General features: G+C 69.2%; 16 protein-coding genes, 1 pseudogene and 2 CRISPR repeat arrays. Of the genes and pseudogenes, 10 read left to right on the top strand and 7 right to left on the bottom strand.

The genetic code is table 11. The features are described 5' to 3' along the window. Positions 1-172: 172 nt before the first annotated feature. Entirely contained in the window at positions 173-3,040 is a 2,868-nt protein-coding gene (locus tag ABZS54_RS07840) for a CRISPR-associated endonuclease Cas3'' (protein ID WP_355532200.1), read from the bottom strand. A gap of 349 nt (positions 3,041-3,389) precedes the next feature. Beyond that, positions 3,390-4,818: a CRISPR direct-repeat array (repeat unit 28 nt; unit sequence GGACCATCCCCGCGAGCGCGGGGCCGAC). 18 nt (positions 4,819-4,836) lie between these two features. Next, positions 4,837-6,267: a CRISPR direct-repeat array (repeat unit 28 nt; unit sequence GGACCATCCCCGCGAGCGCGGGGCCGAC). A 268-nt stretch (positions 6,268-6,535) separates the two neighbouring features. Between ABZS54_RS07840 and ABZS54_RS07835 the strand changes: the two genes are divergently transcribed. Together ABZS54_RS07835 and ABZS54_RS07830 are read left to right on the top strand one after the other, a co-directional pair. Continuing rightward, positions 6,536-6,772, top strand: coding sequence for a hypothetical protein (locus ABZS54_RS07835; protein WP_355532198.1), 237 nt, complete (start codon positions 6,536-6,538; stop codon positions 6,770-6,772). Next, complete coding sequence (locus ABZS54_RS07830) at positions 6,769-8,193, top strand: ATP-binding protein (protein WP_355532196.1); 1,425 nt, start codon at positions 6,769-6,771, stop codon at positions 8,191-8,193. Before ABZS54_RS07835 ends, ABZS54_RS07830 begins: the two co-directional genes overlap by 4 nt. Positions 8,194-8,459: 266 nt before the next feature. Here the strand turns inward: ABZS54_RS07830 and ABZS54_RS07825 are convergent, their stop codons facing one another. After that, positions 8,460-8,918 carry a MarR family transcriptional regulator gene (locus ABZS54_RS07825; RefSeq protein ID WP_355532194.1) on the bottom strand — a complete coding sequence of 153 codons (459 nt, stop codon included), beginning with the start codon at positions 8,916-8,918 and terminating at the stop codon, positions 8,460-8,462. 109 nt (positions 8,919-9,027) lie between these two features. Here ABZS54_RS07825 and ABZS54_RS07820 point away from each other — a divergent pair, with 109 nt between their 5' ends. The 3 genes and pseudogenes from ABZS54_RS07820 to ABZS54_RS07810 form a co-directional block, all read left to right on the top strand. After that, positions 9,028-9,474 (top strand): SgcJ/EcaC family oxidoreductase, encoded by a 447-nt coding sequence (locus tag ABZS54_RS07820; RefSeq protein WP_355532192.1) that lies wholly within the window; start codon positions 9,028-9,030, stop codon positions 9,472-9,474. A gap of 65 nt (positions 9,475-9,539) precedes the next feature. After that, on the top strand, positions 9,540-11,162 hold the full coding sequence (locus ABZS54_RS07815; RefSeq protein WP_355532190.1) for a multicopper oxidase domain-containing protein: 1,623 nt from the start codon (positions 9,540-9,542) through the stop codon (positions 11,160-11,162). Between the two features lie 146 nt (positions 11,163-11,308). Next, positions 11,309-11,512: pseudogene (locus tag ABZS54_RS07810) on the top strand (IS701 family transposase); the annotation flags it as partial. On the opposite strand, the gene ABZS54_RS07805 reads toward ABZS54_RS07810, so the two are convergent. Then, positions 11,482-11,628, bottom strand: coding sequence for a hypothetical protein (locus ABZS54_RS07805; protein ID WP_355532188.1), 147 nt, complete (start codon positions 11,626-11,628; stop codon positions 11,482-11,484). The pseudogene ABZS54_RS07810 and the gene ABZS54_RS07805 overlap by 31 nt on opposite strands. Positions 11,629-11,851: 223 nt before the next feature. Here ABZS54_RS07805 and ABZS54_RS07800 point away from each other — a divergent pair, with 223 nt between their 5' ends. Together ABZS54_RS07800 and ABZS54_RS07795 are read left to right on the top strand one after the other, a co-directional pair. After that, positions 11,852-12,943, top strand: coding sequence for a serine/threonine-protein kinase (locus ABZS54_RS07800; RefSeq protein ID WP_355532186.1), 1,092 nt, complete (start codon positions 11,852-11,854; stop codon positions 12,941-12,943). A 539-nt stretch (positions 12,944-13,482) separates the two neighbouring features. Next, on the top strand, positions 13,483-14,736 hold the full coding sequence (locus tag ABZS54_RS07795) for a hypothetical protein (protein WP_355532184.1): 1,254 nt from the start codon (positions 13,483-13,485) through the stop codon (positions 14,734-14,736). Positions 14,737-14,859: 123 nt separating this feature from the next. Here ABZS54_RS07795 and ABZS54_RS07790 read toward each other — a convergent pair whose 3' ends face one another. Then, a complete protein-coding gene (locus ABZS54_RS07790) occupies positions 14,860-15,051 on the bottom strand; it encodes a DUF397 domain-containing protein (RefSeq protein ID WP_355532182.1) in 192 nt (63 codons plus the stop codon). Then, on the bottom strand, positions 15,048-15,935 hold the full coding sequence (locus ABZS54_RS07785) for a helix-turn-helix transcriptional regulator (protein ID WP_355532180.1): 888 nt from the start codon (positions 15,933-15,935) through the stop codon (positions 15,048-15,050). The genes ABZS54_RS07790 and ABZS54_RS07785 overlap by 4 nt, the downstream gene beginning before the upstream one ends. A 172-nt stretch (positions 15,936-16,107) precedes the next feature. On the opposite strand from ABZS54_RS07785, the gene ABZS54_RS07780 reads away from it, so the two are divergent. Then, positions 16,108-16,560 (top strand): ATP-binding protein, encoded by a 453-nt coding sequence (locus ABZS54_RS07780; protein ID WP_355532178.1) that lies wholly within the window; start codon positions 16,108-16,110, stop codon positions 16,558-16,560. 68 nt (positions 16,561-16,628) lie between these two features. Here ABZS54_RS07780 and ABZS54_RS07775 read toward each other — a convergent pair whose 3' ends face one another. After that, positions 16,629-17,096, bottom strand: a complete 468-nt coding sequence (locus ABZS54_RS07775; RefSeq protein ID WP_355532176.1) for a hypothetical protein — start codon at positions 17,094-17,096, stop codon at positions 16,629-16,631. 13 nt (positions 17,097-17,109) lie between these two features. On the opposite strand from ABZS54_RS07775, the gene ABZS54_RS07770 reads away from it, so the two are divergent. After that, the gene (locus tag ABZS54_RS07770; protein WP_355532174.1) at positions 17,110-17,508 is read left to right on the top strand and encodes a lasso peptide biosynthesis B2 protein; all 399 of its coding nucleotides are present in this window, start codon (positions 17,110-17,112) and stop codon (positions 17,506-17,508) included. Then, positions 17,490-18,047: a GNAT family protein gene (locus ABZS54_RS07765; RefSeq protein WP_355532221.1), complete on the top strand. Its 558-nt coding sequence runs from the start codon at positions 17,490-17,492 to the stop codon at positions 18,045-18,047. Before ABZS54_RS07770 ends, ABZS54_RS07765 begins: the two co-directional genes overlap by 19 nt. On the opposite strand, the gene ABZS54_RS07760 is transcribed toward ABZS54_RS07765, so the two are convergent. Then, the gene (locus ABZS54_RS07760) at positions 18,022-18,165 is read right to left on the bottom strand and encodes a sigma factor-like helix-turn-helix DNA-binding protein (RefSeq protein WP_355532172.1); all 144 of its coding nucleotides are present in this window, start codon (positions 18,163-18,165) and stop codon (positions 18,022-18,024) included. The genes ABZS54_RS07765 and ABZS54_RS07760 overlap by 26 nt on opposite strands. Positions 18,166-18,621 lie beyond the last annotated feature (456 nt).

Below are 18,621 nucleotides of genomic sequence, written 5' to 3'. Positions count from 1 at the left end.
TCTGACACAGAGGGCTTGCGATCCGACGCGGAATGCAACAATTCGCAGTGGCCCCGCACCGATCGCGGGGATGACCCGTGTCCGTGTCTGACACCGACACAGGCCGCCCGGTGGGCCCCGCGATTCGCGGGGGCAGGTCGGCCGGGGCCGCCGTACGGCCCCGGCCCCCGGCTCAACCGTTCCGCGCCTGTTGTCCGAAGGCGGGCGCCGACTCCTGTACGAGTCCAAGCACCGGGTCGTACCGCAGGACGTAACCACCGAACTCCACGCGCCCCTCGCCGTCCAGAACGAGGGCCGGGCTGTATCGCAACCACGGATCGTCCAGCCAGCCGGTCAACGGTGCCAACTCCTTGTGGGCCGCCCGGCTCTGGCCGGCCGAGAGCCGCACCGTCGCCCCCAGCACCTCGTCGAGCAATGCCGACGCGACATCACCGTTGACCGTCAGCCTGCGGCCCGCCAACGTCCTGTATCCGTCGTCCCCACCGACGACGAGGACGACCTCGACACTGGGCTCCCCATCCCGCACCACGGCCTGCAACCTCTGCTCACCGCCGTCCAGGGCGCCGGCGAAATGCAGTCCGTCCAGAGTCGAGTTCTCGTACTCACCAAGCCGGGTCAACAGAAAAGGCGCCGCCTTGTCGACCCGCACACGCCTGTCCCGCTCCCACCGCACACGAGCCTCGTCCTCGGCAGCCTGCCACGCGGAGGGGACCACAGCGGGCAGCCCGTCGTAGACACGGCCGACCAACTCCGGGACCTGCGCCGGCACCCGCCAACCGTCACCGATCGCCGCGTCCGCCACCATCGCCGCGGTACGCAACAGCGGCCAACGTCCGTAGATCGCCTCGGATGCGCCCAGCAAGTCCGGCGGTCCCACATCGGAGGGCGCGAACCCGGTGACCACGACGCAGGGCTCGCGCAGTCGCGGCGGCCGCACCGTCCCGGCGTGACGGTGCAGCCGGCCGATCCTCTGCAACAGCAGGTCCGCGGTCGTCAGATCCGTGATCAAAAGATCCGCGTCGACGTCAAAGGACTGCTCCGCCAACTGCGTGGCCACCAGCACCAAACGGGCCGGACGCACACGCGAGTCCGCCGCCGGCCCCAAAGCGTCCAGAGCAGCGCGGGTACGATCGGCGCGGGCCTGCACCGTCAATCGCCCGTGCAGTACCCGGACCTCGTCGTCACCGAAGCGCGAACGCAGCACCTCCGTCAAGGACTGGGCGCGAGCGACCGTGTTGCGAATGACCAACGCGCAGCCGCCGTCGACCAGCCACTCCCCCAGCAGATCGGCGACCGCCTCATCCGCGGCACCCTGCGCCGCCGACAGTTCCTCTCCGGTCCCCACTACCGTCTCGGGCAGAACTTCGAGTCGAACCGCAGGAACGACTGCCCCATCGGGCAGGTCGAATTCGCGCCACGCGGGCGCGGTTTCCGTCGCGAACCGCGGCCGATCCCCCTCCCACCAGGCAGACGTCGTACATGGGTACCCCTGCGGTTCGACCCAATCGGAGAGGTCACACTCCGCCCGAGAAGCCGCACCCGCGAGATAGGCACCCACCAACGCGCGACGCTGCTCGGAGGCCAGGGTCGCGGACAACATCACCACGGGCACTCCGGCCTGCCCGAGCCAGCGCAACGCCTCGTGGAGGAACTGCGACATATACACGTCCGCGGCATGGACCTCGTCGAGAACAACGACCTTGCCCGTAAGCCCTGCCATCCGCAGCATCACATGCCTGGTGCGCGTCGCAGCGAACAGCAACTGATCGATCGTGCCCACGACGAAGGGAGCCAGCAACCCACGATGACGCCCCAGGAACCACCCGGCCAGCGCCTGGGCGACCGAGCCCCCCTCACCCTCACCGTAGAGGTCGTCACAACAGTCGAGGCCGTACTCGTCCACCCCGGCGAAGCGTCCGCTCCGAGTCCCCTCACCAGCATCGCGCAGCGCCTTCCACTCCGGGTTGAACATGCTCTTGCCATGCAGGAGCGCCACCTGCGAGGCGAGTTCGGGATCGATGCCTCCCACCCACTCACGCATCAGCGTGAACATCGGGTCACAAGTCGCCTGCGTCGGCATCCCCATGAACACCCCGTCCGCGCCGAAGCGCGCCGCCAGAATCTCCGCGGCGCCGAGCGTGGCCTTGGTCTTGCCCTCCCCCATGGGCGCCTCGACGATCAACAACCCAGGCGCCGCCATCTCACGCGCCGCCCGCAGGACCATCGCTTGCGAGGGCCGAGGCTCTTGACCGAAACGCTCGCGAAACACCCCGGGACCGGGAACCGGAAGAGCCCCCCAGCCACCCCGCAACCCCAACTCCCGCCACGCCTCGGTGGCACGGACCCGCGCGGACTCCATTCCCAGCAACCCCGGATCGTCCACCCCCCGGAAGTGCTTCTCGTCACTGGCGATCCAATCCGCCATCACGATCAAGCCGCTCAACTGGAGTTGCACCGCCCGGGACGGCACGCGCACGGGCTGGACCGCGGCCACCGAGACGAACCCCAACGCCCTGGTGACTGCCTCCAACAAGGCCCGCTGAGCCGCCTCCCACGGTCGATCGCCATTGAAAAGCGACCTCTTGCCACCCCGTAAGACCAGACCACCCGCATCGGGGAAGAGCCCATGATGGCCGGCCACCAGCGGCCACACCCAGTCGACCTGCGCCTGCGCCCAGCCCGCGTCACCGAGCTGATCGATGATCACTCGACCACCCGCACGATCATGGCGCCAGTCGCCCGGCCGGACCTGCTTCCGCCACGTGAGGCCGGCCGCCTGCACGGCCCGCGCACCTTGACGATCCATCTGCTGAAAGGGCGGCGTGGCCTTGCCGACATCGTGCACCCCACACAACCAACAGAACAGCCGCTTCCCCAGGCCGGAATCCCCCGCGAGTTCGTCCAACGACCGGCGGGTCGACGGCGCAAGAAAGCGATCCCAGATCAACTCCGCCACCGCGGCCGTGTCCAGGAGATGCGACAACAGCAGGTTGACGCGGCCACCGGCCCTACCGGCGGACTTACCCCACAGAACACTCAAAGGGTCAGCAGGTTCGCCACTGATCCCCGATGAGTCGCCTGGCTTGTCCGGCATACCCCATCCCTCCTTCGACAGCGCCGGAACCCTACGGGATCGCACTGACACAAGCCGTCACCACACTCGATGTCCGTCCATGCACCGGCGCCACCAAAGCACGCCGAGGACCCATCACCGACGGGCCGATACCGACCCCAAAGCACGCAACCAACGCTGAAGCGGCAGCAGGGGCAACGATGTCGCATCCGACGACCCGATCCGGTCGACACGACACAGCACCAGCAGCAACCCTCGCCGCACCACCTCGACCGGATAGAACTCCGCCGCCGGACGTACGCAGGCTGCGTTCGGCGGACCATCCCCGCGAGCGCGGGGCCGACTACCAGCCCGCGACCTGCACGGTGTACCTCGTGGGACCATCCCCGCGAGCGCGGGGCCGACTACATACAGGGTGCGCACGCGGCGGTCTCCTCCGGACCATCCCCGCGAGCGCGGGGCCGACCTGCACGCCGGACTCGGCCGGGGCGACCACTGGGACCATCCCCGCGAGCGCGGGGCCGACCGGATGACCCCGGCGGGGCTCTCCGCTTTTCAGGGACCATCCCCGCGAGCGCGGGGCCGACACGGCTGACTCGATGCGGGACGTCAACACGCCGGGACCATCCCCGCGAGCGCGGGGCCGACGCCCTCGGGACGAACTCTGCGTACGTGAGTCAGGGACCATCCCCGCGAGCGCGGGGCCGACCGGATCGCACAGGCCGGCGCCTGGGAGGTCCTGGGACCATCCCCGCGAGCGCGGGGCCGACCTCGGCGGTGACCACGTCCGCCCCCACCGCGCGGGACCATCCCCGCGAGCGCGGGGCCGACGCCGCCGCCCGACGCTCCTCGCGCGTCGCCGCCGGACCATCCCCGCGAGCGCGGGGCCGACCTCTAGGAACGACCGCGGGCCGGTTCGTGCGCAGGACCATCCCCGCGAGCGCGGGGCCGACGAACTGATCGGCTTGAAGTACGAGCCCGAGCGCGGACCATCCCCGCGAGCGCGGGGCCGACTCCGCCATCAGCGTGTTCGTCATCTGGGACGCGGGACCATCCCCGCGAGCGCGGGGCCGACCAGCCCCTGGCATTGTGCGAAGTGGGACACCACGGACCATCCCCGCGAGCGCGGGGCCGACTGGTGGCCGCGCGGTGCGCGGTACGTGTACCGGGGACCATCCCCGCGAGCGCGGGGCCGACCGTCGCCGCGTCGGCGCGATCGATCCAGTCGAGGGACCATCCCCGCGAGCGCGGGGCCGACCGGCTCCGCCGCGAGCGGAGAGGCAAGCTCGAGGACCATCCCCGCGAGCGCGGGGCCGACAAGAAAGAGGACGAGAAACCCGAATGCAAACTGGGACCATCCCCGCGAGCGCGGGGCCGACAGCGAAAATGTCTTCACTACGTTGTCGCTGACGGGACCATCCCCGCGAGCGCGGGGCCGACGCCGAGCAGGCGATGTACGGACACGCACGCCAGGGACCATCCCCGCGAGCGCGGGGCCGACAGTGCTGCGGGGCACGTCCATGGCGTTGGCCAAGGACCATCCCCGCGAGCGCGGGGCCGACCATCACTGAGAGGGGCCCCGGAAGGGGCCCCTTGGACCATCCCCGCGAGCGCGGGGCCGACGAACCGTGGCATTCACGGACCCCACCACGGCCGGGACCATCCCCGCGAGCGCGGGGCCGACCGCGGGATGCTCTCGCAGCTCGTCAACCGCCGAGGACCATCCCCGCGAGCGCGGGGCCGACTAGGCAGTCTCATCGATCGGACCATCCCCGCGAGCGCGGGGCCGACTGCTGCTTCAGCGTCCCCGCCTCGAAGAGAAAGGGACCATCCCCGCGAGCGCGGGGCCGACTGGCTCGCCGGCTACCTGCGGGCGAACGACGCGGGACCATCCCCGCGAGCGCGGGGCCGACGAACTGCTGGCGGGCCACTGTGGGTCCTCTCGGGGACCATCCCCGCGAGCGCGGGGCCGACCGCGCGTGCCCGTGCCCGCCTCGGCGGCTGATGGGACCATCCCCGCGAGCGCGGGGCCGACCACGGTGGCCGCACGGGCGGCCCGCCGGTCGGCGGACCATCCCCGCGAGCGCGGGGCCGACATCGAGTCGAGCGTCTCCTGGTCGCCCGTCTCGGGACCATCCCCGCGCTCGCGGGGCCGACTGCTCCTGTGGCCCCTGCGGGTCCCTGCTCGCCGGACCATCCCCGCGAGCGCGGGGCCGACCGCCGATCCCTGGATGGGGCCGGCGGAATCCTCGGACCATCCCCGCGAGCGCGGGGCCGACCGTCGCGGGCCTTCACGGCGTCGGCCACCGCTTGGACCATCCCCGCGAGCGCGGGGCCGACCGCGCCGGGGCCGGCGGCTCGTACGAGCCAGCGGGACCATCCCCGCGAGCGCGGGGCCGACCGGAGACCAACCGCGATCGGGTGATCGCGGCGGGGACCATCCCCGCGAGCGCGGGGCCGACGTTCTACGACGTCAGCGCGCCCGACGCGCCGGTGGACCATCCCCGCGAGCGCGGGGCCGACTAGTCGGGGGCGTTGGTGAACGTCAGGTGGATCGGACCATCCCCGCGAGCGCGGGGCCGACGTCGGCTACCGCTTTTAGCGCTGCGGCCTGCGCGGACCATCCCCGCGAGCGCGGGGCCGACGTCGCGGTCGTCTTCGTCGCCTCGGTCAGCGCCGGACCATCCCCGCGAGCGCGGGGCCGACCTACCCAGCCAACTCCCCTATCCGGTAGAGCAGGGACCATCCCCGCGAGCGCGGGGCCGACTGGCCGAAGCGGAGGGGTTCAGCGGAATTCGCAGGACCATCCCCGCGAGCGCGGGGCCGACGTCTTGGTCGGGGAGCCGCCCTTGAGGACGGTTGGACCATCCCCGCGAGCGCGGGGCCGACGAGTCGAGGCCGGCCGAGATCTTGGCCATGAACGGACCATCCCCGCGAGCGCGGGGCCGACGTCAAAAGCCGGGCCGACAAAAAGGGAATCGAAGGACCATCCCCGCGAGCGCGGGGCCGACATGCTCGGCCCGGATCACTACGTCCGCTACAAGGGACCATCCCCGCGAGCGCGGGGCCGACCCCGGTCGGTTCGAGTCAGCGAACCGACCGGGCGGACCATCCCCGCGAGCGCGGGGCCGACCTGGTTCAAAACCGTTGTGCTGACCGGTCGGAGGGACCATCCCCGCGAGCGCGGGGCCGACGCTGCCTGACCTGGATCTCTACTGGCGGGTAACGCAAATTTCATTCAGTTGCTTCATGCTACCGACTTCCGCAACGCTCCACTATCGCGCCCTCCTGGCGGATAAGCAGCCGGAAGCCGTGTCGTTGCCGGGCCCGTGACAAGAAGATGGCTCCACGAGATCCCCACACACCGTGCACTCTCACCGATGAGCAGACCGTCCTCGTCGAGTACCTCGCCGACCACATCGAGCAGGAAACACCGGCACCCGGGTCCGGCATCTCGCCCCCATGGCCATCCTCGTACAGCAAGTTCTCAGCGCGTACGGAAAGTTCGCCTTGGAAGTCCTTCCCCTCCTCCCGGACGACCAGCGCACGTTCTACGCGAACCGCCTCGCCGCCTCCAAGAAGAGACGACGTCACACTGGAAGGACATCCTCCATCTTCCTGACCTTCACCTGCGGTCAGCTTGAGGTCGTTTCCCTCTATGTAGATAGCAACTACGTAGTGAGAGTGAGTTGGGGATGACGTTCATCGGTCGCCATGCCGAGCTGGCGCTGTTGGGCAAGCGCCTGGCCCGCGTCGAGGCCTCGGGAACCGGCGCGGCCGTCGCGTTGTGGGGCCGGCGGCAGATCGGCAAGTCGCGGCTCGTGCAGGAGTTCTGTGATCGAGCCGAGGTTCCCTACGTGTTCTTCACCGCGACCAAGGGTGCCTCGCCGGTCGAGGCGGTCTCCGATTTCCTCGCCGAGCCCGCCAATTCCTCGCTGCCGGTCGAAGCGGATCTTGTGCCCGCGGGTGGGTCCGGCAGCCGGCCCGACGCGTTCCGGGCGTTGGCGGCTGCCCTGCGGGATCGTCCCGCCGTCGTGGTGATCGACGAGGTGCCGTGGCTCGCGGAACAGGACTCCGTGTTCGATGGCGCACTTCAGACCGCCTGGGACCGGTTGTTGTCGCGCCGCCCTGTGCTCCCCCTGCTACTGGGCAGCGATCTGCACATGACGGAGCGGCTCACCGCGTACGACCGACCCTTCTACGGGCGCGCCGACAACCTCGTACTCGGCCCGCTCAACCCCGCCGAAACCGCGGGCGCGCTGGGACTGGGCGCGGCGGACGCCATCGACGCGCATCTGGTGTGCGGCGGCCTGCCCGGCATCCTTCGCGCATGGCCGCACGCCACCCCGGCGTTGGCCTTCCTGGAAGCCGAGTGCGCCGACCCCGCGTCCCCGGTCTTCGGCATCCCCGAGTCCTCCCTCCTGGCCGAGTTCCCTGCGCCGGATCAGGCTCGGCGCGTCCTTGAGGCGGTCGGCGGGGGCGACCGCACCCACGCAAACATCGCCTCGACCGCCGGGGGCCGCAGCGGAGCAATCCCGTCGGGCTCGTTGTCACCGCTGCTCCGCAAATTGGTCGAGGAGAAACACGTGCCGGCGATGGACCAGCCGCTGTCCACCCGACCGGGCAAACCCGCCCTGTACCGCGTCGGCGACAGCAGCCTACGGCTGTACCTCGCGATCCTGCGCGGCGCACAGGAACAGGTCCGACGAGGCCGCCCCGCGAGCGCGTTCCGCCTGGTCGAACGTCGCTGGTCGACCTGGCGTGGGCGAGCCGTCGAGCCCTTGGTGCGCGTGGCACTGGAACTCGCCGCCGGAGAGAGCGCCTTGGGCTGGGACGACATCGGGGCTGTCGGCGGCTGGTGGAACCGGACCTTCGACCCCGAAGTGGACCTGGTGGCCGTCGACCGCGCGCCGGTAGCGCGGAACGTGCGCCTTGTCGGATCCGTCAAGTGGCCGGCCGGCCCATTCGACCGGCACGACATGGCGGATCTGGCCGGGGCGGCTCCACAGGTCCCCGGATTCGAACTCGGTGTCACCACCTTGGCGGTCGTCTCGCTGTCCGGACTCGCCCCCGGCGTGCCCACCGACTCGATCGGCCTGAACTGGGGCCCGACGACGTGATCGCCGCCTGGCGCGGCTGAGCACCAAGCCGATCGCGGATCCGCGCCGTAGCCGGGTTCGACAACCGAATACAGGTGCCGACCCAACGCCTCAAGGCTGCCCCGGGTCCCAGGGCGCGAGCGGTCGACTTCGCCGTCAACACGGCGTCGTCCGTCTCGTCCGCGACGGGGGACGGTCGACGTCGGCGACACAGACCGACGTTCTCAACCAGTGCTCCACTACAGGTCGGAGCGCCACCCCCTCAACACGCCGCTGAGAGGGCACACTCATTCCTCCCTCGCGCGGATCTCCTCGCCGGCTTGTTGGTAGGCGGTTGTGGCTTGGGTGAAGTAGTCGAATAGGGTGGCGAGTTGCTCGGGGGTGTAGCTGCGGAGGAGGGTGCCCACGCGGTCTCGGGCGCCGGACATCGCCTCGGTGAGGCCGGAGGGCTTGGCGATCGGTTCGACGATCACCTTGCGACGGTCGGCGTATGAGGGGACGCGCCGTACATAGCCGGCCTGTTCGAGGCGGTCGATCAGGCGTGTGGTGGGGCCGGTGGTCAGGCCCGTTCGGGCGCCCAGTTCGCCGGGGGTCATGGCGCCGGCCAGGTCCAGGGTGTTGAGGGCGTACAGGTCGGTCGCGCCGAGTCCGCATGCCTTGGCGCTCGCGTGCCCATGCAGCATGACCGCACTCAGGTAGTGGCGGTACACCTCGCCGGCGTCCGATCGCATCTGCGGTGTTGACATCGGCAGACTCCCTTTCTATTCTCTTCCTTAAGGAAGAGACTTCTTGAAAGAAGCTACTTCCGTAGCGCATCTACTTCGCCTTGGAAGCTACCACGCAAGGGGTCGACTCATGAACCGTACCGAAGACGCCACCGCCGTTCGCGCCCTCCTCAGCTCGCTCGTCGACACCTGGAACAACGGCGACGGCGCGGCGTACGGCGCCCTCTTCACCGAGGACGCCACGTACGTCACCTACATCGGCACCCTGTACCGAGGTGGCCAGGAGATCGGCTCCACCCACCAGGCGCTGTTCGACAGTTTCCTCAAGGGGACCCGGCTGGCCGACGAGATCGTGGACATCCGGTTCCCGAGCGCGGACGTCGCCCTGGTCGTCACGCACGGCTGCACCTACAAGGGCAAGCCGGGCAAGCTCGACAAGATTCAGACCTACACCGTGGTCCGTCAGGACGACGGGCGGTGGCTCATCGCGGCCTGGCAGAACACCAAGCGCAAGCCGGTCATGGAGGCCGTGTCGTTCCGCTTCCAGCCCGATTCCAAGCCCGCCGCGCAGCGCTGACCGTCCGGCACGGTCGCCGGCCCCCGACCCCTCACCGATCCACGTCCGAATGCGAGCGCCCGAGCATGGCCGTCGAGACCACCCCCGACACAAACCCCGAGACCAGTCCCGAGGCCGGGCCCACCCCGCCGGCCGACGCCAAGCCAAGGTTCCGCAGGCTCAAGCGTGGGCTGCTGATCGTGGGATCGATCCTGGTGGTCTGCGCCCTGGTGTTTGGCGGCGGCGCCCTGTGGCTCTACGTCAAGACCGACATCGACACCGTGGGCAAGGTCGCATTCACCAACGAGCTGGCCGTACCTCCGCTCGCCCCGTCGCGAATCGACGAGCAGGGGCGGCGGGTGTTCAACCTGCGGATGCTGGCCGGCAGTACCGAGTTCCGACCCGGCCGGCAGACCCAGACCTGGGGCTTCAACGGCTCCTATCTCGGCCCCACCCTGCGCGCCGCCCGCGGTGAGCAGGTCGTGGTCAACGTCGAGAACACGCTGCCCGAGGCCTCCTCCGTGCACTGGCACGGGATGCACCTGCCCGCCGCGATGGACGGTGGCCCGCACCAGATGGTCGACTCCGGCGCGAAGTGGTCGCCGACCTGGCGGATCGACCAGCCCGCGAGCACCCTCTGGTACCACCCGCATCCACACGGCACGACCGAGCGGCACGTGCAACGCGGGCTCGCCGGCATGTTCATCCTCGACGATCCGCAGGCCGCTGCCCTCGCGCTGCCCAAGGACTACGGCGACGACGACATCCCGGTGATCGTGCAGGACGTCCGCTTCGACGGCGACTCCTTCGATCACGGGCGCGGCCTGTTCGCCTCCAGCAGCGGCTTCCTGGGCGACCGGATTCTGGTCAACGGCACACTCGGCGCGTACAAGACGGTCGACGACGAGCTCGTACGCCTGCGTCTGCTCAACGCCTCCACCGCCCGGATCTACGACTTCGGCTTCGACGACAAACGCGCGTTCTCGCTGGTCGCCACCGACGGCGGACTGGTCGAGCGCCCTGCGGCGATGGATCGGATCCGGCTCTCCCCCGGGGAACGGGCGGAGATCGTCGTCCGGATGAAACCGGGTGAGAAGACGGTCCTGCGCACGTTCCCGCTCGACATCGGCCTGGGCCTTTGGGATCAGCGGATGAACGGCGGCGACGACACCTTCGACGTCCTCCAGCTCCGCGCCGCCGAGAAGCTGCGCCCCTCGGCGGCGCTGCCCGGTGAACTGACGCGGCTTCAGCTGCCGACCGGTCAGGTCCCGGCGCAGACGCGGAGGTTCGAACTGCTGGGGGTCGAGATCAACGGCAAGGGCATGGACATGAATCGCATCGACCAGACCGTGGTGCGCGGCACCGAGGAGGTCTGGGAGGTGCGGAACGCGGACGGCGCCGCGCACAGTTTCCACGTACACGACACGCAGTTCAAAGTGTTGGACGTGAATGGGAAGACACCGCCCGTACCGCTGCGGGGCGCCAAGGACACGGTCCTGATCACACCGGGTTCGACGGTCCGGATCGCGCTCCGATTCGACGGGCCCGCCGACCCCGATACGCCGTACATGTACCACTGCCATCTGCTTTACCACGAAGACTCGGGAATGATGGGTCAGTTCGTCGTCGTCAATCCCGGACAACAGGCCGGCACCCCACCCCGGCACGAACCGGCCGGGCCCGGCGCCGGTGCCCACGCCCACCCCTAGTACTCCAGCAGCGGTTCGGTATATCCGCAGGTCAGAGCCTTGATTCGACCCTCGATTGTACTCATTCTCGGCTTACCCTCCGAAACCGATTGCGTTTTCCGGGCCGTGATCCGTGACGTGCTCCCATCTCTCGCGTTCGTTCGGTCATGACGGGGATCGAGGTTGTGGAGCCGTGGTCGGCCGAGTTGGAGTCGTTGCTCTCGCGGGTGGGACGTCGCTTCGGTCGGCGGGAGCCGCGGCAGCGGATGCGGGACTACGTCCGGGGCCTGTCGGGTCCGGTCGGGCGCAAGAACGGGTGGCAGCTCGCCGAGTACGCGGGTCACACGACGCCCGACCGGGTCCAACGGTTCTCCCGGCACCAGGGGACCAGGGCCTTCTCGCCGGTCTGCGCCCCGGGTGCCGGGACGACGTAGGCCTTGATCTCCTCGCCGTGGCTGTCGTGGGGCACCCCGACGACGGCGGCCATGCCGACGGCCGGGTGGGAGTGCAGGACTGAACAACGATCGATCCCGGTGGACGGTCGAACGCCGGCCCCGGAGCGCTGTCCGCGCCGGCACTATGAAGGTCGCCATGCACGCATGTCAGGTTGACAACGTCAACAGACATAATGAGAGCGTGTTAACACGCTAGAGTGTACCCTCCCTGGAGGGTCCGCCTTGCGGGCGACCGGGGCGGCGGGGGGAGAGTCAGTGGGCCTGGGAACAGTGGGCGGACGGTTCCGGATCACGGGGACGGTCGGGCGCGGAAACATGGGCGAGGTGCACCGGGCCCTCGACCTTCAGGCCGCGCAGGACTCCCCACGGCGGGAAGTCGCCGTCAAGACCGTGTTGCGCAGTCGGACCGGAGTCTCCATCGACGCCTCGGGGTCCGACAATGCGATCGCGCGCTTCCGCCGCGAAGTGCGGATCATGCGCATGCTCTCCCAGGGCCATCCGAACCTCACGTTGCTGATCGACGGCGGGGTGGACGAGACGCCGGGCGGCAGTGGCCTGCCCTACCTGGCCATGGAGTTGCTGGACGGTCATCCGCTCGCGGACCTCATCGACGAGGAACCCCAACTCCCGGTCTCCTGGGTCGCCTCCATCGGGGCGCAGATCGCCGCCGGTCTGGCCGCCGCGCACACAGCCGGGGTCGTGCACCGCGATCTGAAGCCGGCCAATGTGATGCTGACCGGCGACGGTACCGTCAAGGTCCTCGACTTCGGCATGGGCTCGGTCGTCGACGATCCCGACCAGACGCGACTGACGAGCACAGGCGTCGGCGTCGGTTCGGCCCGCTACATGGCGCCCGAGCAGTTCCGTGCCGAACGGGTCTCCGCCGCGGCCGACCTCTACGCGCTCGGCTGCATCCTGTACGAGCTGCTGATGGGTCGGCCACCGTTCTCCGCCCGTACCCCGTTCGAGCTCTCCGAGCAGCACCAGCATGAACTGCCGCCCCGGCTGACGCTGGTGCGGCCGGACCTGCCCGCCGAACTGGTCCGACTGGTGGATCGTCTGCTGGAGAAGGACGCCGAACTGCGGCCCGAGAACGCCGCGTTGGTCCGTGAGGCACTGGTCCCGCTCGCACTCGCGCAGCTGCGCCGGGTTCCACAGGCCCGAAGACCGCGAGTCTCTTCCTGCCTGATCCTCGCCGGAACGCGCCTTCACTGGTCAGTTGGCCTGTGGCTCGGCCTGGTCCGGAACCACCTGGGCGCGCGGTCGGCAAGAAGGCCGCCCGAAGAAGTCCACGGCGAAAAGCGTGGTGCAGAAGCCGAAGTCCACGCCTGTTCGCGACCTCGGTGACCGCTTTATCAACCGCGCGGCCCTCGGCTACGCGCCCGGGACGAGACCAAGGGTTCCCAAGCGCGGTGAGGGCGAGCCGTCCGCCGCTCCGGCCCCTGGCGCGGCGGCACGGGAGGAAGTTCCACGACCAGAGGAACCAGCACTTCAATCTGCCGCAGTACGTCGACCACCGGCGGGCCAGCACGGGAAGCACTTCCTCAACCGGCGGCAGCGGGTCAACCGGCGGCGGCAGCGTCGGGACGGTACATAGCGGCTCGTTCTGCTCCCCGGCCGGGGCGACAGGCGTCAGCAACACAGGAAAGCTCATGGTCTGCGCCTGGATTCAATGGCCGGAACCGCCGGCAAAGTGCCTGATGACCGACGCGGCAAACCGAGGCAAAGGCAGAATGGGTTACGTCGCCTGACACCACCGAACTTCGGTGGTATCAGGCGACGTTCATGCCGATCAGCGCCCGACGGTAAACCTCGGTCCCTGCCCGGCGATCGCCGCGTGCACCCCGACCACCCTCAACTACGAGAAGCCACTTCAGGAGCGGGCGATGGACAACGAGATCCAGCTGATCAGTGATGGTGATGGACTGGCAGTCATCGGGGATGCGACGGATGTCGAACGCTTCCTCGTCTCCGAGGGACTGTCGTCGAAGGACCTCGGACTGCAACGGCTCAAGTCCGTCTTCGGTACCGGATCCACAGTCGCACAGGCGGGTTCGGAGATCGCCGCCAACTCCGGTCACTGGGTGAAGCTGACTCCGAAGTCGGCACAGCTTGTCAGGAAGTACGGGCTGAGGCACAGCCGGAAGACGGGTCTCAGCACGGGTGTGGTGAGAGGAAAGAAGGGCCAGATCAGGGGATTCGTCGAGATCGCGCAGGCACCCCGATTGTTTCTGAGCAACCCGGCGGCTCTCGCCGGTGCTGCGGGCATCATGGCGCAGTTTGCGATGCAACAGGCCATGGACGAGATCACCGACTATCTCGCCACGATCGACGAGAAGGTCGACGACGTGCTGCGCGCCCAGAAGGACGCTGCGTTGGCGAACATGATCGCAGTGGACCTCGCGATCGAGGAGGCGATGACCATCCGGAAGCAGGTGGGCCGGGTCTCCGAGGTCACGTGGTCGAAGGTGCAGAACGCACCGACGACGATCGCGACAACCCAGGTGTACGCGTTGCGTCAACTCGACGCGCTGGCGGAAAAGATGGAGCGCGAGACCAAGATCGGTGATCTCGCCGCGGCGGCCAAGGAAGCCGAGCCCAAAGCTCGGGAGTGGCTCGCTGTGCTGGCTCGCTGCTTCCAACTGCAGGACGCGATCGCCGTGCTCGAACTCGACCGAGTGCTGGACGCGACTCCGGATGACCTGGACAACCATCGTCTCGGGCTTCGGGCTGCCCGACAGAACCGGCTGGATCTCATCTCGCGGAGCACCGAGCGCCTGGTGGCCCGAATGAATGCGGCGGCCGGCACGGCGAACGCGAAGGTGCTGCTGCACCCGACCAAGTCCCCGGCCGTGGTCGAGTCGAGCAACCATGTCATAACCGGCGTCCATGACTTCCACGGGCGGCTCGGCATTGAGTCCGGTCCCCAGTCGTCGGAGGCGAGACGATGGGTGGAGGCGGCCACAGAGGTGAGAGACAAGGCGCGCGAGACAGGAGCAAAGGGCGTCGGAGCCGCCAAAAGCCTCGGCAGCGGGACCCTCGACCGGGCTGGCGCGGTAAAGGGCAGGCTCTCCGGCGAGATCGCTGTGCGAGCGCGCCGTCGGCGCGAGGCCGAGGAGGAACGCGACGAGAAAAGCTGAGTGAGCGCCGACCACCGGCCGCGTGCGCAGCCTGACACAGGCTCAACTGCGAAGAGCCACAAAACGAGCCACGCCGCCTGACCTAACCAAACCTTGGGTGGGGTCAGGCGGCGTGCAAGTCAATCAGCGCCCGGCCACGCACCGTACGAACGGCACCCACTCGGCTCGACCCACGGCGAACGCCGGGCGGGTCACGTCCTTGGAGTCTCTTACGTGGATCGCCTGTTCGGTGATCGCGACCTCCACACAGTCGTCGCCCTGGGTGCCGCTGTAGCTGGACTTCGCCCAGGCGAGTTCCGACGTACCGCTGCTCACAGCTCTCCTCGCAGTCGCTCCAGCAAATCCCTGGATTCCTTGGGATTCAAGGCCTGTGAGCGCAGTGTGTCATAGCGCCGGCAGAGCAGAATCATCTCTTTCGGGTCGGAGATCAGACGACCGTTCTGCTGCCCCTCGGAGTAACCGAGCCGCCGCCCCTCCAGGGTCTCCAAGATGCGCATAGGCCCGTCCAGACACCCATGGAACTCCTGTTCCAGCGACACCACTTGAAGCGTCACATTGCGCGGTGCGGTGAGCTCAAGCACATGGTCCAGCATGCTCGACTGCACCTGCGTCCCACCCAGTCCGCGTCGGAAAACGGACTCCTCCACGATGAAGCCGAACGGCACGGTCGGCCGCTCCCGCATCATCGTCTGTCGCTCCATTCGGGCCGCGACCTGTGCCTCCGTCTGCTCATCGGTCAGCAGAGGGATGCTGTTGTCGAACACCGCCCGCGCATACGCCTCCGACTGCAACAACCCCGGCACCAACCGGCATTCGTACGTGCACAGGCTCACCGCCTCGCGCTCCAGCCGGGCCCACCGTCGGAACCACGCCGCGAGCCCCGCCTCTCCCCGCGTGAGATGCCGGGCGGCCTTGCGCAGTGCGCCGGTGTTGCCGAGGGCTTCCTCCGCGCGCTCCACAAACGCCTCGTCCGGCATCCGGCGGCCCAACTCCACCGACTCCACCGTGTGCTTGGAGTACTGGACCCGGGCGCCGAGGTCGACCCGGCTGAGGCCCGCGTGCTCGCGCAGTGCCTGGACGACGGCTCCGAACGTGCGCAGGCTGTCGGACGGATGAGGCTCCCGCTCCCACTCCCCCACCGGAACCGCCCGCACGTCGACGGCCCCGGCCGCCTCCCCTTCGACTCCGACGATGTTCATCAGCCGCCCCTTCCTCCAGGCCCGCATCACCACGGCCCTGTCGAGTTGCCCCGGCTACCGCCCATCGTGGCGGAAAATCACCCGTACCGTCCACTCTTCGTGCCCGTACGCTGACTACGCGTACGCGGCATCCCGCTGGTCCCCAGACGCACGACGGCCGCACGCTGGCTCCATGGACCGAGCGATTCGCCAACTTTTCGCCCCAGCCCGCACCTTCGCGCACGTGCTGTCCTCCACACCGCGCGGTGCCCGCCTCGCCCGACTTCTCGCCGTGGCCGAGCTGCGGTCCTGGGGTGTGCCGCAGGACCTCACGGAGCGCGCCGAACTCGTCGTCGCGGAGCTGGCCGCCAACGCCGTCCTCCACGGCAGCCCGCCGGGCCGCCGCGTCCGACTCGTGCTTGTCTACGACCCGCCGGCCCGACGCCTCCGCGTCGAAGTCACCGACGCTCGCGGGGGCCTCGCTCCCCCGCCCCACGCGACGGCCGCGGAACCGGACGCGCTCAGGACCGGCGGGCGCGGCCTGTCGCTCGTCACCGCCCTTGTCGACCACTGGGACGTCGTCCCCCATCCACACGGCGGCAAGACCGTGCGGGCCGTGCTGTCGGAGCGAACACCGCGCACGTGATCGCGTCGGCCGGAACGGCGTCCGGTCCTTCCGGTCGGCCCGAAGCACCCGCGAGCACAACCGAGCGCTCAATGCGCCATGGACACTCCTGTCAGGCCCTCCAAGTGGCTCGGCAGCCGCCGCCCTTGCCAGCCCAGCACCAGATGGTCCCGCGCGCGGGTGATCATCACGTAGTAGGCCATGCGGAGCCCCGCCGAGGTGGGGTCGATGGCGGAGTCGGACTCCGCGTCGGCGATGACGACCGTGTCGAAGTCGAGGCCCTTGACGCTGGCACGATGGACGAGAACGACGCCGGGCCGGACCAGGTCGAGGTCGCGGTAGCGGCCCGAGGCGTCCACCGAGCTGTACAGCTGGGGCCGGTGGGCGAGTTCCGCGCGTTCGAGACGCCCCATCAGATCGGCAGCGGTGCGCATCGAGCCGACGATGACGCCGATGCGGTGCCGCGGCTGTCGGGCTGCCATGGTGGCGATGTCGTCCGCGACGTCCTTGTTGCCGGAGTAGTGGCGGACGACGGGCAGGGGCCCACTCCGCGCCACGGCCTTCCTCGTGATGGCTGCCGTGCTGACCATCACCCGATGCGGCTCCCACCACCGATACCTTGCCCGGCACCTGAAAGCCGTGCGTGCCGTGGCCCGTTGGAACGTGCTTCGGCATGTGCCCTCGGCGGATCCGGCGACCGCCGCCGAATCCGTCGACGCCGTCCGGCGCGCCGCCGGATGGTGCCCCGCCCGAGCGGTGTGCCTGGAACAGGCGACCGCCGCGATGGTATTGCTCGCGCTCCGGGGATACTCGGCAACCTGGTGCCAGGGCATCGCACCCGATCCGGTCCGCCTGCACGCGTGGATCGAGCACACTGACTCCGGGGAGCCCGTCAACGAACCGGCGGACACCGCCGCCTACACCACCGTCCTGCGCATCCCCGGGAGGCGATCACCATCGCGAACCTGACCGGCCCCGACCTACTCCGCTCCACGGACACCATCGCCATCGGCCCACTGCGCCGCGATCTCTTGGACGTGTACCTGCGTTGGACCAACGATCCCGTGTCCATGAGGGGCAACGGCCGCGTTGATCCTGAGACGCGCGAAGGGCTGCGAGCGGGCCTCGACGTCATGATCGCGGGGGAGAACGCGCACTTCACGATCTACGACCCGGCTCGCCAGGACCGCGCCGGCGGCCCTTTGCCTGTTGGCACAGCGACTCTGTCGATCGACCGTCCTGTCGCAGCGGCGGAGTTCCTCATCGCCCTGGGAGAGGAAGGTCGAGGGCGGGGGCTCGCAGCTCCCGCGACGCGCCTCGTTCTGGACTACGCCTTCGAGGACGCGGGCTTGGAGAACGTGTACCTGACCGTTCTGGAGCCCAACGTCGCCGGCATCCGCGCCTACACCCGAGCCGGATTCCAGCTCATCGGCCACCGCCGCCACAGTGCCCTGTGGGCGGGCAAGCGCGTGGACGAAATCTTCATGGATGCGATCCCCGAGTCGTAAGCTCATCGTGGAACTGCGGCTTGGCCTCCTTCTCGACCTGGCGGATGCGCTCACGGGTGACGCCGAAGACCGCACCGATCTCGCCCAGCGTGTCGGGCTCCGCGCCGTCGAGCCCCATGCGCCTGACGAGGATGTGCCTCTCACGCTCGGTGAATGCTGTTCCAGCACATGCCGCAGGCGTGCCTCAAAGTCCTTGCCGATCAGCACGGAAGCCGGTCCGGGTGCCGGGCACGGGGCGGTGGTTCGCCCGTTGCGTGCCCGCCGGGTCCACGTGAATGTCGACGGCGGCGAGCCCGTTGCGGAACCTTCGCCGCTGTTCGTCGGTTCTCAGACCGAGTCGGTCCGCCTCCCGGGCGAAAGCCTGCTGATCGACCACGCCCGTACGGGACCTGCAGCGCTTCAACCTCTCGATGACGGCCGGTAACTCCGCTGCGATCGTGCGCCGTTCCCATTCGGTCATGGTTTCCCCCCAAGACGTCCCACGACGACAGCCTCCCGACGAGTCAGCCGTACGGGTACGCTAGACGATTCCGTTGACGATGTCAACGCACTGGACATACCCTCAGGGGCATTG

Source organism: Embleya sp. NPDC005575 (genome assembly GCF_040605455.1).
Taxonomy (GTDB): domain Bacteria; phylum Actinomycetota; class Actinomycetes; order Streptomycetales; family Streptomycetaceae; genus Embleya.
The sequence above is the reverse complement of the archived record's forward strand: the minus strand, read 5'-3'. Positions and strand labels throughout refer to the sequence as shown.